Raw genomic sequence first — 19,909 nt, 5'->3', positions numbered from 1 at the left:
TCTTGGCACGATCTCTGCTCTACCCCCCTTAAGGACATATTTTCCGGGGGAGACTGCAATGCATAAAATCAATCCGATCACCAAGGGCCTTTGGCTCGCTTTGCTCGTCGCCGGCAGCACGCACGCCGCTGAAGACGACGCCAGCAAGACCGAGCCGTCACTCAAGACCGTGACCGTCACCGCGCAACACCGCGAGCAAACCCTTCAAGAGGTTCCGGTGGCGGTATCGGCGGTCCAGGGCACCAGCATCGTCGCCGATGGCGTACGTGACATGGGCGACATCACCACCTTCATTCCCAACGCCTCGGCCAAGAATCCCGACGGCGACGGTCGCCCGCGCTGGTACATCCGCGGGCTGGGCACTGGCGACACTGGTGCGGCCACGGTTTACCCCGTAGGCATTTATGCCGATGACGTGTACCTGAATGCACCGATTGCCGGTGGCGGCCCGCTGTGGGACCTGGAGCGCATCGAGATCCTGCGCGGGCCACAGGGCACGCTCTACGGCAAGAACACCACGGCCGGCGCGGTAAATATCATCTCGAAGAAACCGACGTTCGACACCGACGGTTTCGGCACCATCGGCTTTGGCAGCAAGAACGAACGCATCCTCAGCGGCGCCCTCGGCGGTGCCCTGGTGGATGAGAAACTCGCCGCGCGGATCTCGCTGTACTCCGAAGAGCGCGACGGTTTCCAGAAGAACCTGGTGGACGATCACACCTACGGTGACGTGAACAAAAAGGCGGTGCGCCTGCAGTTCTTCGCCCAGCTCAACGACGACCTGGACGCGCTGTGGAAGATCCACAGCCGCGAGTTCAAGGGCGATGGCGCCAACGGTGCGCTGACCCTGGGCCGCTATTACAACGTGGGCTACCAGCGGCCGGCCGGGCGCGATATCGCGCTCAATGTGAAAGACGATTCCAAGCTCAATCACGACGGTACTTCGCTGACCCTTAATTGGCACCTGGGCGACTACACCCTCACGTCCATCAGCGCCTATGACTATATTCGCGGCCAGTCCAGCAGTGACGGCGACTACACGCCGTACGAGGTCAACGGGACCTCCACCGCAGACAACAAATACGCTCAGTATTCCCAGGAAATCCGCCTGGCCTCGCCCCAGCAGGAAACCCTGCGCTGGCTGGCCGGTGCGCACTATTTCCATGAAGATCTGGATAGCACCGCCGGGCGTTTTATCCAGCCCGGCCCGACCCCCAACGGCACAGGTTCGAACCAGATTGGGGGCGCCACGGATTTTCGTGACCTGAGCTACGACCATAAGACTGACAGCTACGCGCTATTCGGCAACCTGACCTACGACTTCACCGACAACTTCAGCGTGACCGGTGGCCTGCGCTGGACCCAGGAAAAGAAAGACATCGACCTCAGCCTGACCCAGTTGACCCGCGCCACCGCCAACGGCCCATTGATCCCGCTAGCCGCCGCCGGCAGCAACGGCAATCGCCAGGAGGATAAAACCTGGGAAGCCTGGACCTACGACCTGACCCCGGAATACCGCATCAACGACAACGTGCGCGTGTTTTTCCGCTACGCCCATGGCTTCCGTTCCGGCGGTTTCAACACCGGGTTGTCCACCAGCCTGTCGCAACTGACCACGGTAGACCCGGAACAACTCGACGCCTATGAGTTCGGCGTGAAGTCCGAGTGGTTCAACCATCGCCTGACCGCCAACGCGAATATCTTCTACTACGACTATTCGGACATTCAGGTGAACCTGCTGACGGTTAACAACGGAGTACTGACAACCGCCTTGACCAACGGCGCCAAGGGTAAGGTCAAAGGTGCCGAGCTGGAACTGGAAGGCCAACCCACCGACTACTTGCACCTGCGCGCAGCGATCTCGTTCCTGGACAGCGAATACACCGATTTCAAAAACACCAACCCCACCACCGGCGCAGTCACCGGCGACTATAGCGGCAACAGCTTCGTGCGCTCGCCGCGTAATGTGGTGTCCTTGGGCGGCGACTACACCATCCCACTGGAAATCGGCGGCAAGCTGGTGGCGGGGGCGGATGTGAGTTTCCGCGACAAGGAATACTTCCTCGCCGACCGCCAGAGTAGCGCCGACAAGGACCTGAGCCAGCCTCACTACACCTTGGCCAACAGTCGCCTGACCTGGTACAGCACCGACGAAAAACTCAGCGTCACCGGCTTCGTCAACAACCTCACCGACCGCCGCTACCAAGTCCATGGCCGGCCGAACGGTGGCTTGGGCCAGTACGTGATCACCTACGGCGACCCTCGCACCGTAGGCCTGAGCGTGACCAGCCGCTTCTAACCCAACCACACCTCCACTCCCTGTAGGAGCCGGCAAGCCGGGCTCCTACATTCTGAAAGGACCTTTTTATGTTCCAACGCACTCCGTTGGCCGGCGCCATTGCGCTGGTCATGGGCAGCCTTGCCTGGCCTGTATTTGCGGCAGACGATACGCAGCCAACTGCAAAAAACGATCGCCTGGACACCGTAGTGGTACTAGGCACCCGCCGCAGCGACTTGACCGCCCTGCAAAGCGCAGCACCCGTCGACGTACTGTCTGGCGAGCAATTGCAGCAAACCGGCGCCACCGATCTGTCCGGCGCCCTCACCGCCTTGTCGCCGTCGTTCAACTTCCCACAATCACCTCAAGGAGCCTTCGGCGGCTCCATCGCCCAGGGCGCTTCGCTGCGTGGCTTGGCGTCGGACCAAGTGCTGGTGCTGGTCAACGGCAAGCGCCGTCACAGCAGCGCGAATATCACCCGTCAGAGCCTGGTGAATGGGCGTGGCGCGGCGGCGGTGGACTTGAGCCTGATTCCGTTGAGTGCGATCCAGCGCGTAGAGATCCTGCGCGACGGCGCCGCAGCCCAATATGGCTCCGACGCCATCGCGGGGGTAATCAACATTGTGCTCAAGGAAAACGACGACGGCGGCAACCTGGGCTATCGCTTTGGCGGCTATGACAAAGGCGATGGCCTGCAGCGTAAGCTCAACGGCTGGAAGGGTTTCACGCTGCCCAACGACGGCTTCCTGACCTTGAGCTTCGACGCCGGCAGCCAGGACCCGGCCAGCGACACGAACCCCGACAACCGGATCTTTTACCCCGGAGATACCAGTGTTAACACGCCCCGCGAGCAGAATAACCGCTACCGCACCTGGCGTTGGGGTGCAGGCAATGTCTCGGACCAGTACAACTTCGTGGCCAACAGCGAGGTCGGCATCGGCGAGAGCCTGACCGCCTACGGCTTCGCCACCTACTCCCACAAGAACACCGACGCCGAAGGTTTCTTCGACCCGCCTACCACCTTGCGTAACAACTATGGCAGTAACGCGTTGGCGCGCTATCCGGACGGCCGCTTGCCGATCACCCGCTACGGCCTGGAGGATTATGCGGTGACCGGCGGGCTGCGCTGGGAGAACGAGCGTCTGGGCAAATTCGACCTGGCGCTCAACCATGGTAATAACACCCTTAAATCCACCGACCGCAATGCGATCAACCCCAGCTACGGCACAAATAGCCCATCGAAGATCTACACCGGAGAGCGCGAAAACGACCAGACCAACTTGACCCTGGACTGGGTGCGCGACTTTCCCACCGACCTGTTGTTCAAGCCGCTGACACTCTCCGCCGGGCTGGCCTGGCGCAAGGAAAACTATCAACTGAGCGCGGGTGAAGCGGCGGGCGGGCAGAACGGCCCGCTGTTCAACACGGCCGACCCGATCACCGGGCGCCGAATTCCAGGTTATTACTCAGGCATCACCCAGGTAGATGCTGCCTCGCTGGATCGCAAGGTACTGGGCGCCTACATTAACGTCGAGGGCCAGGTTACCGAGAAATTCCAGGCCGGCGTGGCGGTGCGTACTGAGCACTATTCGGACTTTGGCGACACCACCAACGGCAAACTGTCCCTGCGCTACGACTTCACTCCACAGATCGCCGCACGGGCCACTGCGAGCACCGGGTATCGCGCGCCTTCGTTGGTGCAGAGCGGCATGTCCTCGTTCAGTGTGCAGGTGGTAGAGCAACCACCGGGCAGCGGCAACTTCGTCGAGGTGCAACAACGTACGTTGCGCGCCAACAGCCCGGAAGCCCAGGCGCTTGGCGGCAAGGCGCTCAAGCCGGAGGAGTCGACCAACTATTCCCTGGGCCTGGTCTGGCGCCCACTGGAAAATGCCTCGGTCACGGTGGACGCGTACCGCATCAACATCGACAACCGCATCACCCTTTCCGACCAGTTGCCCGCCAGCGTGGTCACGCCGATCTTCGCCGGTACACCCTACGCCAATATCCAGAGCGCGGCGTTCTACACCAACGTCGCCGACACCCTCACCGACGGTATCGAGTTGACCGGCAATTACCAGTGGGACCTGCAGCAGTGGGGTCGCCTGAACCTGAGCGGCGGCTTTGCCAAGACCGACACCACCATCACTGGCTTGCGCGATGTGGGCAATATCAAGGGTTCGCAGATTGTCGGGCGCAACACACAGGGCCTGATCGAGGAAGGCACGCCGGACACCAAGCTGACCCTGAGCGCCAACTGGCTGTATGAAAACTGGGGCCTGACCGTGGCCCAGCGCCGCTATGGCGAATGGAAAAGCCTCAATGCCACCAATCCCAGCCTGGATCAAACCTACAGCCCGCAATGGGTGACCGATCTCGACCTGTCGTATACCTTCCACAAGGGCGTAAAAGTCTCGGTGGGTGCGATCAATCTGTTCGATACCCACCCTGACAAATCCGATGGTGCGCAGTTGTATGGGGTACCGAAATACTCCATCACCAGCCCGGAAGGCGCACAGGGGGCGTTTTATTACACCAGCGTGAGCTACGACTTCTGAGGCGGCTGCTGAATGGGTGCTGCCCCAGCAGCACCCCATCACCAATTGCCCGTTTGCCATGAGCTGATCTTACGGGCCTCATCGCCGGCAAGCCGGGCTCCTACAGATGGGTTGGGTTGTGGCACATGTTTTGCGATGGACACGTTGTACTTCGCTGAAAAAGACTTGCCATGCGCACCCATCGATTGTTCACCGCTCTCACCTGGCTGATCTCGCCCCTGGCTTTGCTCGCCGTCTGGACGTGGGTGGCCCATCTCGGGATTTTCCCGCGCAACCTGCTAGTACCACCGGCCCAGGTGCTGCACACCTTCGAAGAACTGCTGGCCAGCGGCGAATTGCTCGAACACCTGGGTAATAGCTTGTCGCGGCTCGGCCTGGGCTTTGGCATTGGTTCACTGTGTGGCTTGGCCTTCGGCGTGCTGATGGCCTTGTCCAAGAACGTCGAGGTGTACTGCGGGCCGCTGTTCCACACCCTGCGCCAGATCCCCAGCATCGCGTTGATACCGATGTTCGTGCTGCTGTTCGGCATTGATGAAACCTTCAAGATCATTATCGTCGCCAAAACCGCGTTCTTCCCGGTGGCAGTCGCCGCAGGAGAAGGGGTACGCGGCATTCCGCGCAGTTACTTCGAAGTGGCCGACGTGTACCGCTTGCGCTGGCCGACCTTTGTGCGCCTGGTGGCTCTGCCCGCCGCCGCGCCGCCGATCATCACTGGCTTTCGCATCAGCTTGACCCGTGCATGGGTGGTGCTGGTGGCCACTGAGTTGCTGGCGGCCGACAGTGGGCTGGGGCAGATGATCGAGATGGCCCGGCAGATGCTGCGCATCGATGTGGTGATGGTCGGTGTAGTGGTGACCGGGGTGATTGGGTTTGCCCTCGACTATGCCTTTCGCCGTATAGAACAGCGCCTGTTTCGCTGGCAGACCCGCTAGGAGCCTCACATGCTGCCCTTACTGAAAAAATCCCGAGGACTGCTGCTGCCACTGCTGCTGGTGCTCGCCTGGGAATACGCCTCACGCCAGGACGCTGCCGGGGCCTATGCCTTCGTGCCGTTATCGGCAATCGGCCCCGCGTTGCTGGAAATGCTCGGCAACGGCGAACTACTGGTCAACCTGCTGGCAAGCCTGGCGCGTACCAGCAGTGGCTTGCTACTGGGCATTGTGTTCGGCGTGATGCTGGGGGTGCTGATGGCACTGTCCAGCGTAGCCAACCGTTTGATCGGCCCGCTGTTCCACTCGATTCGTCAGGTACCGATGCTTGGCTGGATCCCGCTGATTGCGATGTGGTTCGGCAACGGCGAGTTTTCCAAAGTGCTGATCGTCACCCTTGCCGCGTTCTACCCGATGGTACTGAACACCTACCAGGGTTTCAGCCATGTGGAGCGCCGTTACCGGGAAGTTGGCCAGGTGCTGGTGCTCACCCCTGTTCAGCAATTCACCCAGGTGCTGCTGCCGGCGGCGTTGCCGAGTATCGCCACCGGCGTGCTGCACGCGCTGGCATTCGCCTGGGTCACCGCGGTAGGCAGTGAATTGTTCCTGTCCTCCGGGGCGGGCCTGGGCAATCTGATGATGAACGCAGAGGCCGGCTCGCGCATGGAAGTGATCGTGCTCAGCGTGCTGTGCATCGGCTTGCTCGGCTACCTGATGACCCTGTTATTCACCCTGCTGAGCCGCCACCTGTTGCGCTGGCGCAACCTCCGTTGAAAGGCCCTGATATGAACGCAATCGCTTCCCCGCTATACCTGCAAACCGGTGCGCTGCAGATTCGCGGCCTGAACAAGACATACCAGATCGAAGGCCGTTCACTGCCGGTGTTGCACGACATCCAGCTCGACGTGCGCCCTGGCGAGTTTGTCAGCATTGTCGGCGCCAGCGGCTGCGGAAAATCCACTTTGCTGCGACTCATTGTCGGCCTGGAAGCCGAATACGGAGGCGATATTTTGCTGGACGGCAAGCGTATCGCCGCCACCAGCCTGGAACGCGGCATCGTGTTCCAGGACCATCGCCTGTTCCCCTGGATGACCGTCAGCCAGAACATCGCCCTGGCCCTGAAAAACCACAAGCTGGCCCAGGTGGAGAAAGACCGTCAGGTAGCTGAACACATCACGCTGGTGAACCTTGAAGGATTTGAAAATACCTACCCCCATCAGCTCTCCGGCGGCATGGCGCAGCGCGCCGCGATCGCCAGGGCGCTGATCAACAAGCCAAAGGTGTTGCTACTGGATGAACCGCTGGGCGCCCTCGATGCCTTGACCCGCGTGCACCTGCAACGCGAGCTGCAACGCATCTGGGTACAGCAGCGTTGCACGGTGATTATGGTCACCCACGATATTGAAGAGGCGTTATACCTGGGAGATCGAGTGATCGTGATGGACGCACATCCGGGCCGGATCAAGCATGAAATCCGGGTAGACCTGCCCCATCCGAGGGATCGGACATCATCAGTGCTACAGGGGTATAAGGAGGAGTTGCTGAAAGAATTGGTAGGGCATTGAACCTGCCGCTCACAGGCTGCACCTTTCCGCTCCCTTACGTCTGAGAACATGGGCATAACCTTAGCTGTCGATATTCTTATTCCTCCCGCCCGGCCATGGGTAGATTGTTAGCCACTTACCCCATTGGAGGATGTGGCGCATGGCGGAATCAGTGGTGTGGATTGCCGGGGTCGGCGCGGTTGCCGGGCTGGGTGCAGCCTTAGCACGGCGTTTTGCCCGCGAGGACTACCGCGTAGCGGTCAGCGGCAGGAGCCTGGACAAGTTGCAGACGGTGGTGGCTGATATAGAAGCGAACGGCGGCAAAGCCAATGCAATCGTGGCCGACTTGGGTATCGAAGCCGACGTGCTCGCCGCCATCGCCCAGGTCAATGAGCTCGGCACACTCAGGGCGGCGATCTTCAACGTGGGCAATTCGGTGTCCAAGCCGGCGCTTGAGTTGAGCGCCGAGTTGTTCGAGCAAACTTGGCGCGCCTCGACATTGGGGGGTTTTTTATTCGCCCGCGAAGCCACCCGCACCTTGCTCGCCAATGGTGGCGGCAGCCTGTTGTTTACCGGCGCCACCGCCTCACTGCGCGGCAAGCCGCCGTACACCGCGTTTGCGGCAGGCAAGGCCGGGCTGCGCTCGGTAAGCCAGTCATTTGCGCGGGAATTCGGCCCACAGAATGTGCATGTCGCCCATGTGGTCATCGACGGTTCCATCGATGGCGAGCGCGTGAAAAGCCGTGCGCCCGACTACCTGACCAAGCTGGGCGAAGACGGCGCATTGCGGCTCGAAGACATCGCCGACGCCTATTGGTATCTGCACACCCAACCGCGCAGCGCCTGGACCCAGGAGCTGGACTTGCGGCCATTCAAGGAACCGTTCTGACACCGGGAGATGGTTATGGGAACCCATCAGACACAACTCGCGCCCGCCTCCGTGCTCGGCGTGCTCAATTACCTGAAAGACACCGGCGAGCGCCCGGTGAACTACACCTACCCGCCACCCGATGGCGCGGCCCAGCGCAGCGGCGTACTTGACCCTACCCAGGTGACCATCCATAACGCGCGGTTGCTGGATACACCTGCGAGCCTGCAGCGCGAGGGCTTCGAGAAGGTCGAGCACGCCAGCGCAGTGGTCAACCTGGAGGATGACGACAAAGTGCGCCTGCATTACTACCCGGAAACCGAAGTCCTGCTCAAACAGCAGACCGGCGCGGTGAAGGTGGTGATTTTCGACCATACGATTCGCGTCGATGACCCTGGCCGTGAGGCGCGTGGCCTGCGCGAGCCGGTGCGCTACGTGCACAACGACCAGACCGAACGCTCGGCGATTCGCCGAGTGCGCGACCACCTCGACCCAGACGAAGCCGAACAGCGCCTGCTCAAACGCTTTGCGATCATCAATGTGTGGCGCCCCATCGGCGCGACAGTGCTGAGCACGCCCCTTGCCTTGTGCGACGCGCGCAGCATGGCCAATAGCGATTTGTTGCCCAGCGACCTGGTGTATCGCGACAAAGTCGGCGAAACGTTTTCGGTCAAGGCTAACCCGGCCCGTGCAACGACTGGGTATGGGTCAAGGCTGAGGCATTGAACGGCTGCGCCTGTCGAGTCAGCGCGGGCAGCAACTTGACCAGCATGTCGCGCAGGTCAGTCGCCCCGCTGCTCTGCAGTTGCTCGCTGCTCACCACGTCGATGGGGCTCAGGCTCTCGCTGGCTTTCACATTGGTCTGGCGAGTGCCGGTCACCACTACCGTCGCCAGCGTGCCCGTCGACGTCGGCGCACGCGGCACAACGGATGCTGCCGGCGCGGACGCTACGGGGTGCAACGTCAGTACGCCATTGTTGCGGCTAAACCCCAAGCCACTGCCGCGCAATGCTTGCTCCAGCGCCTGATCAACACTCAACGAGCCCTTGATCGCCGGCGCCGACAACCCCTCGACCTGAGCCTGGTCAAACGAGATCGGCGTACGACTCTGCCGGACAATGCTCAACAGCACCTGGGATAGGCTTGCGCCAGGAATATCAAAAGCCAGGGCCTGGACCTTGCCGGCCACGGCGAAAGGCTCGGCCCAAAGCGGCGGCGCCGACACCAGCCAGGTGAGCCCCACCGCCCAGATCATTGAGCTGCGAGGCACGCGAGACAAACGTTTTATGGTCATTATCGATTTACCTGAGGGATGCACGTTCCTATGTGTGCAATTGCCCCCAGGATTGTTTAGCGCCGATCGAGGCTGTTTTTTTATAAGGTTATGCCGTCATTCCGCGCGGAGTGGCATTGCCTCTGGAGCAGTGTGTGCCCAGTGCGAACCTATGGAGATCACCTCGGGCCAGCATTCACCACCGAGGCAACCTAAGTGGGTTGCTATGAGGCAGTAATACTGACCCAATAATCGCTATACCGGCTGACCGCCACTGGCAGGCTGCGCTCCAGCATCTCAAGGGAGATGGGCATATCGTCCAGCGGGAACAGGCCGTTGACGCGAATTTTCGCAGCCTTGTCGTCGAGCATGACCACACCGGGCAGATAAGGCCTGAACGCCTCCGCGACCCAACTCAACGGCTTGTCATTGACTTCAAGCCAACCGCTGGCCCACGACCCTTCGTCCGGCTGCAGGCCGTCTCGGGCAAGTACTCTACGGGCATCGAACAGCAGGGAATGGGCGCTGGGAACCACAATGCTTTCCCCTGTGGGCAAGCGCAGGAGCGCCTCGCCGCGCAGGGTCAATAGACGGATGCACGCGCCCTCTTCCGCCACCTGCAACTGCCCGGCCTGGCTAGACACAATCCCGGCCGAGGTGGTGACTTCGAACGCCGATACCGGGTTCTCGGAGACTTCCAGCAATAACGCGCCACGACGCAATACCAGCCCGCGTTGCTGGTCAATGAAACGCGGGAGCACTTTACTACGGGCATTGAGCTCGAGCCGGCTGCCGTCGTCGAGCAGCCAGCGATGACGCTCCCCAGTGCCGGTCACCCACTCGCCGGGTAAGCCCATGCCCGATTGCAACCATCGGCCCAGTAGCCCCGCGCCCACCACCACACCGAGCAAGCTCAGGCTATTGCCGATAAATCGCCGGCGGCTCGAAGGTTGCTCCAGCGCGCGCAGCAGCGGCGCGCTGGTACGCCCCCGCCAAGGGGATGCCTGGACGCTGGCCAGGCCCTTGAGCAACTGATCGAAGACCCGCGCATGGTGTGGCGATTGCCCGCGCCATTGTTCCAGCGCCTGTTGCTGCTGGCTGTCGAACGAACCGGACTGAATCTGCGCCATCCATTCAATCGCCTCTTCCAACACCGCGTCGTCGCGGTCCGCCTGGCTCATTCTTCCAGGCCCCGATAGCAGCAACGCAGCGCTTCTTTCATCAACTGATGAATGCGCGCCTGAGACAACCCCACACGTTCACTGATCTGCAGGTAGGTCAGGCCCTCCAGTTGACTGAGCACGAACACCGTCTTGGCTTGCCCCGAGAGGCCGTCGAGCAGGCGGTCGATGGCTTGCAGGCTTTCGATGAGCATCCACTGTTCATGGGGCGAAGGGTGGACCTGATCCGGCGCCTCGGCCCGCACTTGCAGGTAGGCGCGCTCCAGGTCCTTGCGCCGCCAACTCTCGTACATCAAGCGTTGGGCGATGGTTGCCAGCAGCGCTCTGGGCGAGCGGATCGCCCTCGGGTCAGGCAGCATCCAGACTTGCAAAAAAGCTTCCGCAGCCAAGTCCTCGGCGCTGTGGCTGCAACCGGTGTGGCGCGACAAGCGCCGGCACAACCAGCCGTAGTTCTGCTGGAACAGTTGAGCAATCAGCGTGCTCTTGAAAGGTGAAGGGCTATCCATATGCATTCAGTCACTTGAGACACCCCACGCCAACGGATACGACGGTAGTGAGCTTGCCAGGTTGAAGTTCTCTCGACGGTCAGTCGTTTTCCTGTGTTTTGGGCAGCCGTGCCGACCACCAGCCGCACCCGGCACCACCGAGTACCAGGGCCGCTCCCAGCCACGGCAGCAGTTGTACGGAAAAATGATCCACCACACCGGCGCCGAGGAAAGCCCCCAGGGCCACGCCCAACTGGATTGCACTGGTGTTGAGGCTGATCTGCACGGCGGCGGTGTCGGGGTTGAGTTGCACCAGGTAATTCTGGATCGCGGGGCCCGGCGCCATGTTGAAAATACACCAGGTCACCACCGCCACCAGCAGCGCCAACAAAGAAAACGTCGCCAGGGGCAACAGGCTCATCGCCAGGGCATGCAACAGCAGAAACACCACGAACGTGCGTGGCCCGGGCCATCGGTCCGCCGCGCGTCCGCCCAGCACCGCGCCCACGATGCCACCGATACCGTAGACCAGCAGCACCAAGCTGATCACGGTTTTCGACAGGCCCATGCTGCGCACCAGAAACGGCACGATGTAGGTGTAAAGCGTGAATTGCCCGGTCATTTGCAACAGCGCCGCCCCATGGGCGAGAAACACCTTGGCCCGCACCAGCTCCGCCCATTGCCGGGACGGCGTTATGCCGGGTGCGCCGGGAATATCCGGCAGCCACTGTGACACCAGCGGCACACTGAGCAACGCCACGCCCGCCAGCAGCAGGAACAGGCTGCGCCAACCCCAGTACTCGCCAATCAGCGTGCCCAGGGGCACCCCCAGCACCAACGACGCCACGATGCCGGCGAACACCAGGCCGATGGCCTGCCCGCTGCGATTGGCCGGCACCAGCGCCACAGCGACGGTGATGGCGACCACCACGGTGACCGAGGCACTGGCCGCCACCAGGAGCCGGCTGAGCAGCAACAGCATGAACGTCCCCGCCGCTGCCCCGGCCAGGTTGGCTAGCACAAACACCAGCAGCGCCACCAGCAACAGGCGTCGCCTGGACACCCTGGCGCTGAGGTAGATCAATACCGGACCGGCCAACGCATAGACCAGCGCATAGAGGCTCATCAACAAGCCGGCTTGCCCCTGGGTGACGCCGAATGTCTGGGCGAGCTGATCGAGAATCCCCGCCACCACCAATTCAACGGTACCGACCACAAACGCCAGGACTGCCAGTAACCATACACCGGGCGCCAGGCGGTCGCGCTCGCTTGCGGCTTCCAATGCCTTACTCATGGCGGTGTTGCTCCCTTGTTTGATAAACCGGTGGCGGTGTAACGATAACGGCCCAGGCCCAACAGCAATACGGTAGCCACCGAGAAGGCCGCCAGCAGCACCTGACTCGATAAGCCGTAGCCGCCCGAGCGGTCATACATCACGCCCAGCACATAGGTGCCCAGGCTGATCGCGATGGCAAATGTAAACGGCTGCACCGAACCATAGATCACGCTGAAGTGGCGCAAGCCAAAATACCGCGTCAGAAAATACTGGGTAGTGCCGGTTTCACCGCCAGCACCAAGGCCGATCAGGAACACCGCGGCCCACAGCCAGCCGTGCTGGCCGGCCTGAATCAACACCAGCATGCCCAACACCGCCAGCAATGCAAATGGCAGCGCCACTCGGGGGCTGTTGTAGCGGTCCAGTGCAAGCCCCAGCAGCGGTTGCGACACGATCATGCCCAGCCACAACGCCGACAGCACGTCTACGGCGTCTGAGCGTGTCAGGCCCTTCTCCACCAGTAAGGGCACGCCATGGATGATCACCCCAGTGACCGCAAACACCCCCAGCAGCAAATTTGCCAGAATCAACCAGAACGTTATCCCCGCCCAGGCCTGGCGCGGTGTGCTGCCCTCGGTCGGGCGCCGCAGGCTGGATGCAGACACCACCACAGGCCGCTCGCGAAACAGCCACCACAACAGGGGCAAGGCCACCAGCCCCTCAAGCAGGCCGTAGATCAAATAGGTGGTGCGCCACCCAAACGCTTCGATACACAGGTTGCCGGTGTATAACGCCAGCGGACCACCGACGCCGAAACCCAGGCCCAGCAGCCCATAGGCGGCCCCCCGTCGATGATTGAACCAACCGCCGAGAATTCGCGCATAGGGAATGTTGCCCGGCGCCAGCAAACCCATCAGCAAAAATAACAGGTACAACTGCCAGTCGGCCCGTACCCAGGCCGTGCAGGCCATGCACACCGCCAGCAGTGCCGTAAGGGGCAACACCAGCGCCCGCGCACCCCAACGGTCTACTGCCCAGCCTTTGAACGGGCTGCTTAGCGCCACCGCCATGCCCAGCCAGGTCACCAGCAATGCCACTTGGCTGCGGTCCCAGTGCAATTCGGCGCTGATGGGGTCAATAAACAACGAGAAACTGCTGATCACCAACCCGGTGGGGCCAACGATGATGCCGATGACACAGGCCAGCAACACCCCCAGCGTCACCGGTGTGAACTCAGAAGCGCGCGGTTCGACCAGCGGTTCGGTCCGGCTGATGGACGTATCACTCATGAGGCCGCCCTCAGGCGCTCGATCAACTCGCGCCGCAACTGAATATCGAGCGCACTCTCTGTGGTGGCCTCCAATTGGACAATATCGATGCCAGCCTGATGAAACGCCAGGATGTCCAAGGCGACCTTGTCGATCGTTCCGACCCGCAGGCCGGCGAACGCGCGCTCGACCACTTCGACCGCCCATTGCTGACGCCTGGCCGGGCTCAACTGCCCGAGCATCTCGCGTTCGTTGTCCCGCGCCAACTGAGGTGAGGCACTCAGTTCCGCAGCGGGGCGCGCCAATAACAAGCCCAGGGCTGCCTCACGCCACTTTCGCGCGGTGTCACGCGCCGCCTGTTCGGTCTCGCCGAGAATCACCTGGAAATGCTTCCAGAACTTCAAGGGGCGCCCATCGGCCAATGCCTGCAGTTTCACTTTCAGCTGATAGGTGGACTCAGGGCTGCTGAAGCTGCCGGCGTAGATGTCGGCAAAGCGCACCGCCAGTTGCTGGGCACTGTCCGACGAACCACCGATGGATAAGGGCGGACGCGGCTGCTGCACCGCCGAAAAGCCGCTGCCGGCGTTCTCGAGCCGATAGAACTCGCCCGCATAATCGAAGGGCTCGGAACTGGCCAGGGTGCGGGTGAAGATCTCCAGGTATTCGAAGGCTCGCCGATAGCGTTGCTCCTTGTCGGCAAAATCACCGTCGCGGCGCACATCGGCGTCGCTGGATCCGATCACCACATGCACCGCCGCACGTCCCTGGGACAAACGGTCCAGGGTCGCCAGGGAGCGTGCCGCGACGGTGGGTTGAGTGACACCTGGACGGTGGGCCACGGTCACCCGCAGTGTGTCGGTAGACGACAAGGCGTAACCGGCCACCAGCCAGGGGTCCGGCCACGCGCTGGCCACGGTCACCAAGGCACTGTCCAGGCCATCGGCCTCCTCCAACCGGGCTTTCTGCTGAATATCGAAGGGGCATACCGGGCGACTGCGCAGGTCGGGCAGGAAACGCCCGGCCTGGCGTTCAAACACCGTGTCACCGGCGACAGCACAGGCACGCACGCCGCCGCGCAATTCAATGGACATCGTGTTCACCTCCCCCTAGAAGCTGTAGACCGCGTTCACGTAATAGAAAGCCCCGTTGAAGCTGATCTGCGAGGCATAGGTGTCGTAGTGGTTGAACCCCAGGTAAGCGCTTTCAGCGGGCAGTTTGTCGGGTTTGACGTCGAACACGTTGTTTGCACCCACGGCCAGCGACAGTTGGCGAGTCGCGGCGTAGCGCAACTCGATGTCGGTGAGGTACTTGGGGGAGTTCTCGAAATGGTTGAACTCGGTGGTGGAGTACGCATTGGGCCCGGTGTAATAGTCCAGTTCAGAGATGGTTTTGCTGTAGCGCGTCTCGCGTACGGTCAGGCCCCATTTATCGCGACTCCAATTGGCTTCCAGGGACACCTGGCTACGGGGTGTGGAACTGGTGATCCAGGCTTGTTGCTGATCGTTGAGCAGCGGCCGGCCGTCGCTGCCGATGTGGTTTTTCAGCAGCTTGGTGCGGTTGAAGTTGGCGCCCAGGCGCCAGTCGATCTGGCCCCAGCCGTCGAGCCGGGTCAGGTAGGTAGCCGTGATGTCGACACCGTGGGTGCGGGTGTCGGCGCCATTGGTCATGTAGTGAGTGCTTACCGAGGCCAGGCCCGACGGCACCGAAATGCCGCCGGCACGTAGCGCGTCGATGGCTTGCTGGCCCGAGTAGGTGCCGCCGTCGACGATACGGTCACGCAGGGTGATCTGGTACGCGTCGATGGCGATATTCAAGTCGCTCAGCGGGTTGAGCACCAACCCCAGGTTGTAGTTGATCGACTTCTCGGGCTTGAGGTCCTCGGCTCCCAGCATCTTGGCCGCCGCCGAGTTGGCGGCGAGCAACCCGGTGGCAATCGTCGGCGAGACCCCAAGGCTGGTATAGTTCTCCTGGGCCAGGGACGGCGCACGAAACCCGGAACTGACACTGGCCCGCAGGCCCACCTGGGGGTTGAAATCGTACCGGGTCGAGAGCTTGCCGTTGGTGGTACTGCCAAAGTCGCTGTAATGCTCGTAACGGGCCGCCGTCGCCACTTGCCATTGCTCGGTCAGGTGGGTGGAGAGGTCCAGGTAGCCGCCCAGCACGTCCCGCGTCCACTGCCCGGCAGTGGCGGGTGCCTGGCCGGGCAAGGCTTTGGAGCCGCCGTTGTAGTAGGAGTAGTAATCGCCGGCGCCAACCTTATACAGGTCGCGGCGCTGCTCCAGCCCCCAGGAAAAGTTCAGCGGCTTGGGCAGCAGCGCCACGTCGAAGGCACGGCGCAGGTCCAGGTTGTTGGTCCATTGGGTGACCTTGTATTCGGCCAGGTCAAACTTGCGCGGGGTGGTGCCGGTTTCGTTGTACAGCGCGAGGTTCACCGAGTGGTCCATTCCGATATCGGGCTTGTCGGCGCCGTAGGTGGAGCTCAGGTCCCAGTCCCAGTCACCGAACAGTTCCACGCCGCGCAGGCCGGCGGTGAGGGAATAGTCGTCCTCATCACTGGTGATGCGTGGCGTAAAGCCGTTGGGGTAAATGGTCGGCACCAGTGTGGGCAACTGGTAGATCTGCGCCGACGACACCGTGCGATGGGTGTAGGTCGCGAAGCTGTAGAAATCCAGCTGGTCGGTCAGCGCCGCCCCTGTGTTGAACGCCAGGGCCTGGCGATGCACGGCCGGGTCGCCAATGGAGGGGTTGCTGTAATGCCCGGTACGCTCGTCGATGCCGGCGCGGATCGTACTCTTTTGCTCGCGGAACTCGGCGCTGAGATTCAGATAGCCGGTCTCCCCCACCCGGTAGCCGTTGTTCACCGCCCCGCCCTGGGAAAAGCCGTCACCCGCGCCGTACTGGCCAGCGTTGTAAGAGACCAACCCGCCGTGGTCGGCCGAGCGCAGAATGATGTTGATCACCCCGGCAATGGCATCGGAGCCGTATTGGGCCGAGGCGCCGTCGCGCAGTACTTCGATGTGGTCGATGGCGGCCATGGGGATGGTATCCAGGTCGACCCCGGTGGAACCACTCTGCAAGCCGCCGCTGACGTTAATATTGGCCGTCTCGTGGCGACGCTTGCCATTGACCAGCACCAGTACATGGTTGGGGCTCAGGCCCCGCAGGGACTGCGCGTTGGTCAGCGCCGAAGCGTTGTAGGCCTGGGCCTGGCGCGACAACGAGGGCAATAACTTGATCAAGGCTTCGCGCACATTCTGGGTGCCGGTCTGGCGCAATTGCTCGTTGGAGACCACGTCAATCGGGCTCAGGCTGTCAGTGGCCTTGACGTCGGCCTGGCGAGTCCCGGTCACCACCACGGTGGCCAGGGTTCCCGCCGAGGTGGCGGGGGTTGAGGTGGTGGGCTGCGGCGCCTGGGAGGCCACCGTGTGCAAGGTCAATGCGCCGGAGGCGTTGCGGCTGAAACCCAGGCCGCTGCCGCGCAAGGCTTGCTCCAGGGCCTGGTCCATGCTCAACGAGCCTTTGATGGCAGGCCCCGACAACCCCTGCACCCGCGCCTGATCAAACGAGATCGGCGTGCGGCTCTGGCGGACGATGCTCAGCAGCACCTGAGACAAATCCCCCGCCGGAACATCAAAAGACAACACCTGAACCTTGCCCGCCGGCGCGGCAGGTTGGGCCCAGAGGGGCTCGGCCGCCATCAGGCAGGTAAAGCCCACAGCCCAGATCATGGGAGTACGGTGCAAACAGGATGGACGTTCAATGGACATCATCAACTTACCCTAAGGGAATCACGTACCTGTGAGTGCAAATGGCCCAGGGCTTTTTCAGCAGCGATCCAGACTGTTTATTCATAAGGTTATGCCCCACTTTTTTCCGCACGTCGTACACAGCGCCAGACGCTGACGGGGATGTCTGTCACATGCCCCTGGCGCGCCATGCGTTGTTCGGCGATGGCGCCCAGGCGGGCAAAGAGCTCCTCGATTCGTTCCAGTGGCACCAACGGGCTGAAATAGGTGCCAAAGGTAGCGGCGTGAAAGCGCTGATATTCCTCGATGCTGTGGATCCGCAGCGCCGCCGAGCGACTGGCAATCGAACGCACCTGAAAATGGCGCTGCACCAGTGCTTCCAGCGCCACCCGTGGTCGGGTACGCGTGCCCATCGGCAGTACCGCCGCTTCGGCGAAATGCGCCTGCACGTGCCCCGGCGTGACCAGTTTCATCGCCAGCAGTGCCTCGGCTACCAACTCATCCTCACCGCCCAACCCTTGCTGCGAAACGGGGTGATGAGACGTGAAGAGAAACACGCCCTGTTCACCCAAATGCCGTGCCACCCACTGGAACAACCTGTCCTCATGGGGATACAACCAATGCAGGACAGCAGTCATACTTATCAGGTCAAAACGCTGCTCCAGCGCGGGCAGGTCCAGCAGGTCGCCCTGCTGCAACACCACCTCGGCCGGGACATGGCGTAATTGCTCGCGCGCCAGGTCCAGGCGCAACTGCGAACGCTCGATGCCCCACACCTGCTCCAGGCTCGGCCAGCGCTCCACGGCCCCCTGCAGCAGCGAACCGATGCCGCAACCCAGGTCGAGCAAACGTCTGGGCTGGATCTGTGCACGCCCCAGGACCCAGTCCTGGTCACGCAACTGCAAGAGTTGGCTGGAGGTTTCATAACCGGCCAGGGTACGGGCTTGCTCAATGATCGTGCTCATGCTCGACGACTCCTGCGTGGATGAGGCTTTCCTTGGTAATGGTCCATTCGCAGCCATGGCCCTGTTCGTCGGCCAGCAACGTCCAGCGGGTGTCACACCCCTTGGCATGGACCAGCGAAGACAGCAACTTGGTGCAATAGGTGCAAGCCGACTTCAAGGTGATTGGCACGCCGTTGGCTCGGGCACGCTCGCGGTAGTCCCAGATTCCGCAGTGGTGCACCTTGAACAGACTGGCGTCGGGGGCGACCTGGCGAATCTCGAAACGCGTGCCGTAGAGCGAAGCCTGTCGCCCCAGGCGTTCTGCCGCCGCAGCGGGCTCACCCTGGCCGGCAGGCTCCAGGGCGCGATACACCTGGCCGGTGGCGGCCGCCCAGGCATCCAGGTCGTAAAACTGCTTGCGCTGCACGATGAATTGTTCGATCAACGCCTGGGTGCGGAAAAACACCGCCTGCCACTCGGTACTGCCGGCGCCCAAGGCGGGCGGCAAGTCGCGGAAGATCCGCCCGGTGACGTCAACCCAGTCGGCGAGGTCCTGCGCCCGATGTTCCTGGATCAGGTAGGCCGTCATCGCGCTGTGGGCCTCAAACAGACGCTGACGCCACAGCGCACCTTGCTCGGCTGGCGTCAGGGGTGCCGCACTCATGGCTGCGCAACCTGATGCAGGAAGGGCAAGAGCTGCTCCAGTACCGCCTCGGGTGCTTCTTCGGCCAGCATATGGCTGGCCGCAATCGCCGCGCCCCGCACCTCCACGGCCCAGGATCGCCACACCGTCAACGGGTGGCTGGCCGCTGCGTAGGGACGGTCCTGCCACAGCACCAGCACCGGGCAGCGCAACTGGTGACCGGCGTCGCGGTCGGCCTGGTCGGCGGCGGCATCGGCGCCGGCTGCCGCCCGGTAGTCTTCGCACATCGCGTGCAATACCTCGGGACGGGCAAAAGCCTGGTGGTAACTTTCCAGCGCCTGCGGATGATAAATATCGCGCCCCTGAGCCATGTGCTGTAACGTCCAGTCAAGGAAATAGCCGGGGTTGGCACCGATCAGCCGCTCCGGCAGATCAAACGGCTGGGCCAGGAAAAACCAGTGGTAGGCGTTCAGGGCAAAGGCCTTGTTGACCCCCGCCCAGACATCCAGGATCGGCACCACTGTCAGCGACACCAGAGCACTCACCACCTGCGGGTGTTCCAGCGCCAAGCGATACGCCACCCGTGCGCCACGGTCATGGCCCACTACCGCGAACCGCGAAAACCCCAGCTTCTGCATGACGTCCAACTGATCCAGGGCCAGTGCGCTCTTGTCATAAGCGCCCGGAGCGTCAGCATCCAGGGCGCGGGATTCGCCGTAGCCGCGCAGGTCTGCCAGCACCACGGTGTAGTCCTCGGCCAGGCGCGGGGCAACGCGGTGCCAGGCTAGGTGGTTTTGCGGGTAACCGTGCAACAGCAACAGTGGCGGGCCACTGCCCTTGACGGCCACCTGAATCCGCGCACCGCGGGTGGTCAGGGTCGAGTACTCGAAACCGGGAAGCAATGAATGACTCATGAAGG

General features: G+C 62.3%; 15 protein-coding genes and 2 pseudogenes. 7 read left to right on the top strand and 10 right to left on the bottom strand.

Features of this window, described 5'->3' with window-relative positions:
- The first annotated feature begins 58 nt into the window (after positions 1-58).
- The 7 genes from E4P00_RS20975 (at position 59) to E4P00_RS20945 (ending at position 8,900) form a co-directional block, all read left to right on the top strand.
- The gene (locus E4P00_RS20975) at positions 59-2,299 is read left to right on the top strand and encodes a TonB-dependent receptor (protein ID WP_248132895.1); all 2,241 of its coding nucleotides are present in this window, start codon (positions 59-61) and stop codon (positions 2,297-2,299) included.
- Between the two features lie 68 nt (positions 2,300-2,367).
- Positions 2,368-4,833 (top strand): TonB-dependent receptor, encoded by a 2,466-nt coding sequence (locus E4P00_RS20970; protein WP_248132893.1) that lies wholly within the window; start codon positions 2,368-2,370, stop codon positions 4,831-4,833.
- Between the two features lie 170 nt (positions 4,834-5,003).
- The gene (locus E4P00_RS20965) at positions 5,004-5,765 is read left to right on the top strand and encodes an ABC transporter permease (protein WP_248132891.1); all 762 of its coding nucleotides are present in this window, start codon (positions 5,004-5,006) and stop codon (positions 5,763-5,765) included.
- A gap of 9 nt (positions 5,766-5,774) precedes the next feature.
- Complete coding sequence (locus E4P00_RS20960; protein ID WP_248132888.1) at positions 5,775-6,536, top strand: ABC transporter permease; 762 nt, start codon at positions 5,775-5,777, stop codon at positions 6,534-6,536.
- Between the two features lie 11 nt (positions 6,537-6,547).
- Positions 6,548-7,327: an ABC transporter ATP-binding protein gene (locus E4P00_RS20955; RefSeq protein WP_248132886.1), complete on the top strand. Its 780-nt coding sequence runs from the start codon at positions 6,548-6,550 to the stop codon at positions 7,325-7,327.
- Positions 7,328-7,466: 139 nt separating this feature from the next.
- On the top strand, positions 7,467-8,195 hold the full coding sequence (locus E4P00_RS20950; protein ID WP_248132884.1) for an SDR family NAD(P)-dependent oxidoreductase: 729 nt from the start codon (positions 7,467-7,469) through the stop codon (positions 8,193-8,195).
- Positions 8,196-8,210: 15 nt separating this feature from the next.
- Entirely contained in the window at positions 8,211-8,900 is a 690-nt protein-coding gene (locus E4P00_RS20945; protein ID WP_248132882.1) for a CmcJ/NvfI family oxidoreductase, read from the top strand.
- Here the strand turns inward: E4P00_RS20945 and E4P00_RS20940 are convergent.
- The 10 genes and pseudogenes from E4P00_RS20940 to E4P00_RS20895 all read right to left on the bottom strand — a co-directional run.
- Positions 8,866-9,336, bottom strand: a pseudogene (locus E4P00_RS20940) (STN domain-containing protein); the annotation flags it as partial. The gene E4P00_RS20945 and the pseudogene E4P00_RS20940 overlap by 35 nt on opposite strands.
- Positions 9,337-9,671: 335 nt before the next feature.
- Positions 9,672-10,628 (bottom strand): FecR family protein, encoded by a 957-nt coding sequence (locus E4P00_RS20935; protein ID WP_248132880.1) that lies wholly within the window; start codon positions 10,626-10,628, stop codon positions 9,672-9,674.
- Complete coding sequence (locus tag E4P00_RS20930) at positions 10,625-11,134, bottom strand: sigma-70 family RNA polymerase sigma factor (protein ID WP_248132879.1); 510 nt, start codon at positions 11,132-11,134, stop codon at positions 10,625-10,627. Before E4P00_RS20930 ends, E4P00_RS20935 begins: the two co-directional genes overlap by 4 nt.
- A gap of 79 nt (positions 11,135-11,213) precedes the next feature.
- Positions 11,214-12,407, bottom strand: coding sequence for an MFS transporter (locus E4P00_RS20925; RefSeq protein WP_248132876.1), 1,194 nt, complete (start codon positions 12,405-12,407; stop codon positions 11,214-11,216).
- Positions 12,404-13,678, bottom strand: coding sequence for an MFS transporter (locus E4P00_RS20920; RefSeq protein ID WP_248132874.1), 1,275 nt, complete (start codon positions 13,676-13,678; stop codon positions 12,404-12,406). Before E4P00_RS20920 ends, E4P00_RS20925 begins: the two co-directional genes overlap by 4 nt.
- Positions 13,675-14,748: an LLM class flavin-dependent oxidoreductase gene (locus E4P00_RS20915; RefSeq protein WP_248132872.1), complete on the bottom strand. Its 1,074-nt coding sequence runs from the start codon at positions 14,746-14,748 to the stop codon at positions 13,675-13,677. The genes E4P00_RS20920 and E4P00_RS20915 overlap by 4 nt, the downstream gene beginning before the upstream one ends.
- A 15-nt stretch (positions 14,749-14,763) precedes the next feature.
- Positions 14,764-17,292 (bottom strand): annotated as a pseudogene (locus E4P00_RS20910) (TonB-dependent receptor); the annotation flags it as partial.
- A 221-nt stretch (positions 17,293-17,513) separates the two neighbouring features.
- Positions 17,514-18,368, bottom strand: a complete 855-nt coding sequence (locus E4P00_RS20905) for a class I SAM-dependent methyltransferase (protein ID WP_248132870.1) — start codon at positions 18,366-18,368, stop codon at positions 17,514-17,516.
- Entirely contained in the window at positions 18,352-19,011 is a 660-nt protein-coding gene (locus tag E4P00_RS20900) for a hypothetical protein (protein WP_248132868.1), read from the bottom strand. The genes E4P00_RS20905 and E4P00_RS20900 overlap by 17 nt, the downstream gene beginning before the upstream one ends.
- Positions 19,008-19,904 (bottom strand): alpha/beta hydrolase, encoded by an 897-nt coding sequence (locus tag E4P00_RS20895; RefSeq protein ID WP_248132866.1) that lies wholly within the window; start codon positions 19,902-19,904, stop codon positions 19,008-19,010. The genes E4P00_RS20900 and E4P00_RS20895 overlap by 4 nt, the downstream gene beginning before the upstream one ends.
- Between the last annotated feature and the right edge of the window lie 5 nt (positions 19,905-19,909).

The sequence above is a fragment of the Pseudomonas sp. B329 genome, assembly GCF_023127835.1.
In the GTDB taxonomy this organism is placed as follows: domain Bacteria; phylum Pseudomonadota; class Gammaproteobacteria; order Pseudomonadales; family Pseudomonadaceae; genus Aquipseudomonas; species Aquipseudomonas synxantha_A.
Note: the sequence above shows the minus strand (reverse complement) of the source record. Positions and strands in the feature narration are given on the sequence as shown.

Excerpts from the sequence above, each read along its gene's own strand:
- E4P00_RS20975 (WP_248132895.1), top strand. The coding sequence starts at position 59 with ATGCATAAAATCAATCCGATCACCAAGGGCCTTTGGCTCGCTTTGCTC.
- E4P00_RS20970 (WP_248132893.1), top strand. The coding sequence starts at position 2,368 with ATGTTCCAACGCACTCCGTTGGCCGGCGCCATTGCGCTGGTCATGGGC.
- E4P00_RS20965 (WP_248132891.1), top strand. The coding sequence starts at position 5,004 with ATGCGCACCCATCGATTGTTCACCGCTCTCACCTGGCTGATCTCGCCC.
- E4P00_RS20960 (WP_248132888.1), top strand. The coding sequence starts at position 5,775 with ATGCTGCCCTTACTGAAAAAATCCCGAGGACTGCTGCTGCCACTGCTG.
- E4P00_RS20955 (WP_248132886.1), top strand. The coding sequence starts at position 6,548 with ATGAACGCAATCGCTTCCCCGCTATACCTGCAAACCGGTGCGCTGCAG.
- E4P00_RS20950 (WP_248132884.1), top strand. The coding sequence starts at position 7,467 with ATGGCGGAATCAGTGGTGTGGATTGCCGGGGTCGGCGCGGTTGCCGGG.
- E4P00_RS20945 (WP_248132882.1), top strand. The coding sequence starts at position 8,211 with ATGGGAACCCATCAGACACAACTCGCGCCCGCCTCCGTGCTCGGCGTG.
- E4P00_RS20935 (WP_248132880.1), bottom strand. The coding sequence starts at position 10,628 with ATGAGCCAGGCGGACCGCGACGACGCGGTGTTGGAAGAGGCGATTGAA.
- E4P00_RS20930 (WP_248132879.1), bottom strand. The coding sequence starts at position 11,134 with ATGGATAGCCCTTCACCTTTCAAGAGCACGCTGATTGCTCAACTGTTC.
- E4P00_RS20925 (WP_248132876.1), bottom strand. The coding sequence starts at position 12,407 with ATGAGTAAGGCATTGGAAGCCGCAAGCGAGCGCGACCGCCTGGCGCCC.
- E4P00_RS20920 (WP_248132874.1), bottom strand. The coding sequence starts at position 13,678 with ATGAGTGATACGTCCATCAGCCGGACCGAACCGCTGGTCGAACCGCGC.
- E4P00_RS20915 (WP_248132872.1), bottom strand. The coding sequence starts at position 14,748 with ATGTCCATTGAATTGCGCGGCGGCGTGCGTGCCTGTGCTGTCGCCGGT.
- E4P00_RS20905 (WP_248132870.1), bottom strand. The coding sequence starts at position 18,368 with ATGAGCACGATCATTGAGCAAGCCCGTACCCTGGCCGGTTATGAAACC.
- E4P00_RS20900 (WP_248132868.1), bottom strand. The coding sequence starts at position 19,011 with ATGAGTGCGGCACCCCTGACGCCAGCCGAGCAAGGTGCGCTGTGGCGT.
- E4P00_RS20895 (WP_248132866.1), bottom strand. The coding sequence starts at position 19,904 with ATGAGTCATTCATTGCTTCCCGGTTTCGAGTACTCGACCCTGACCACC.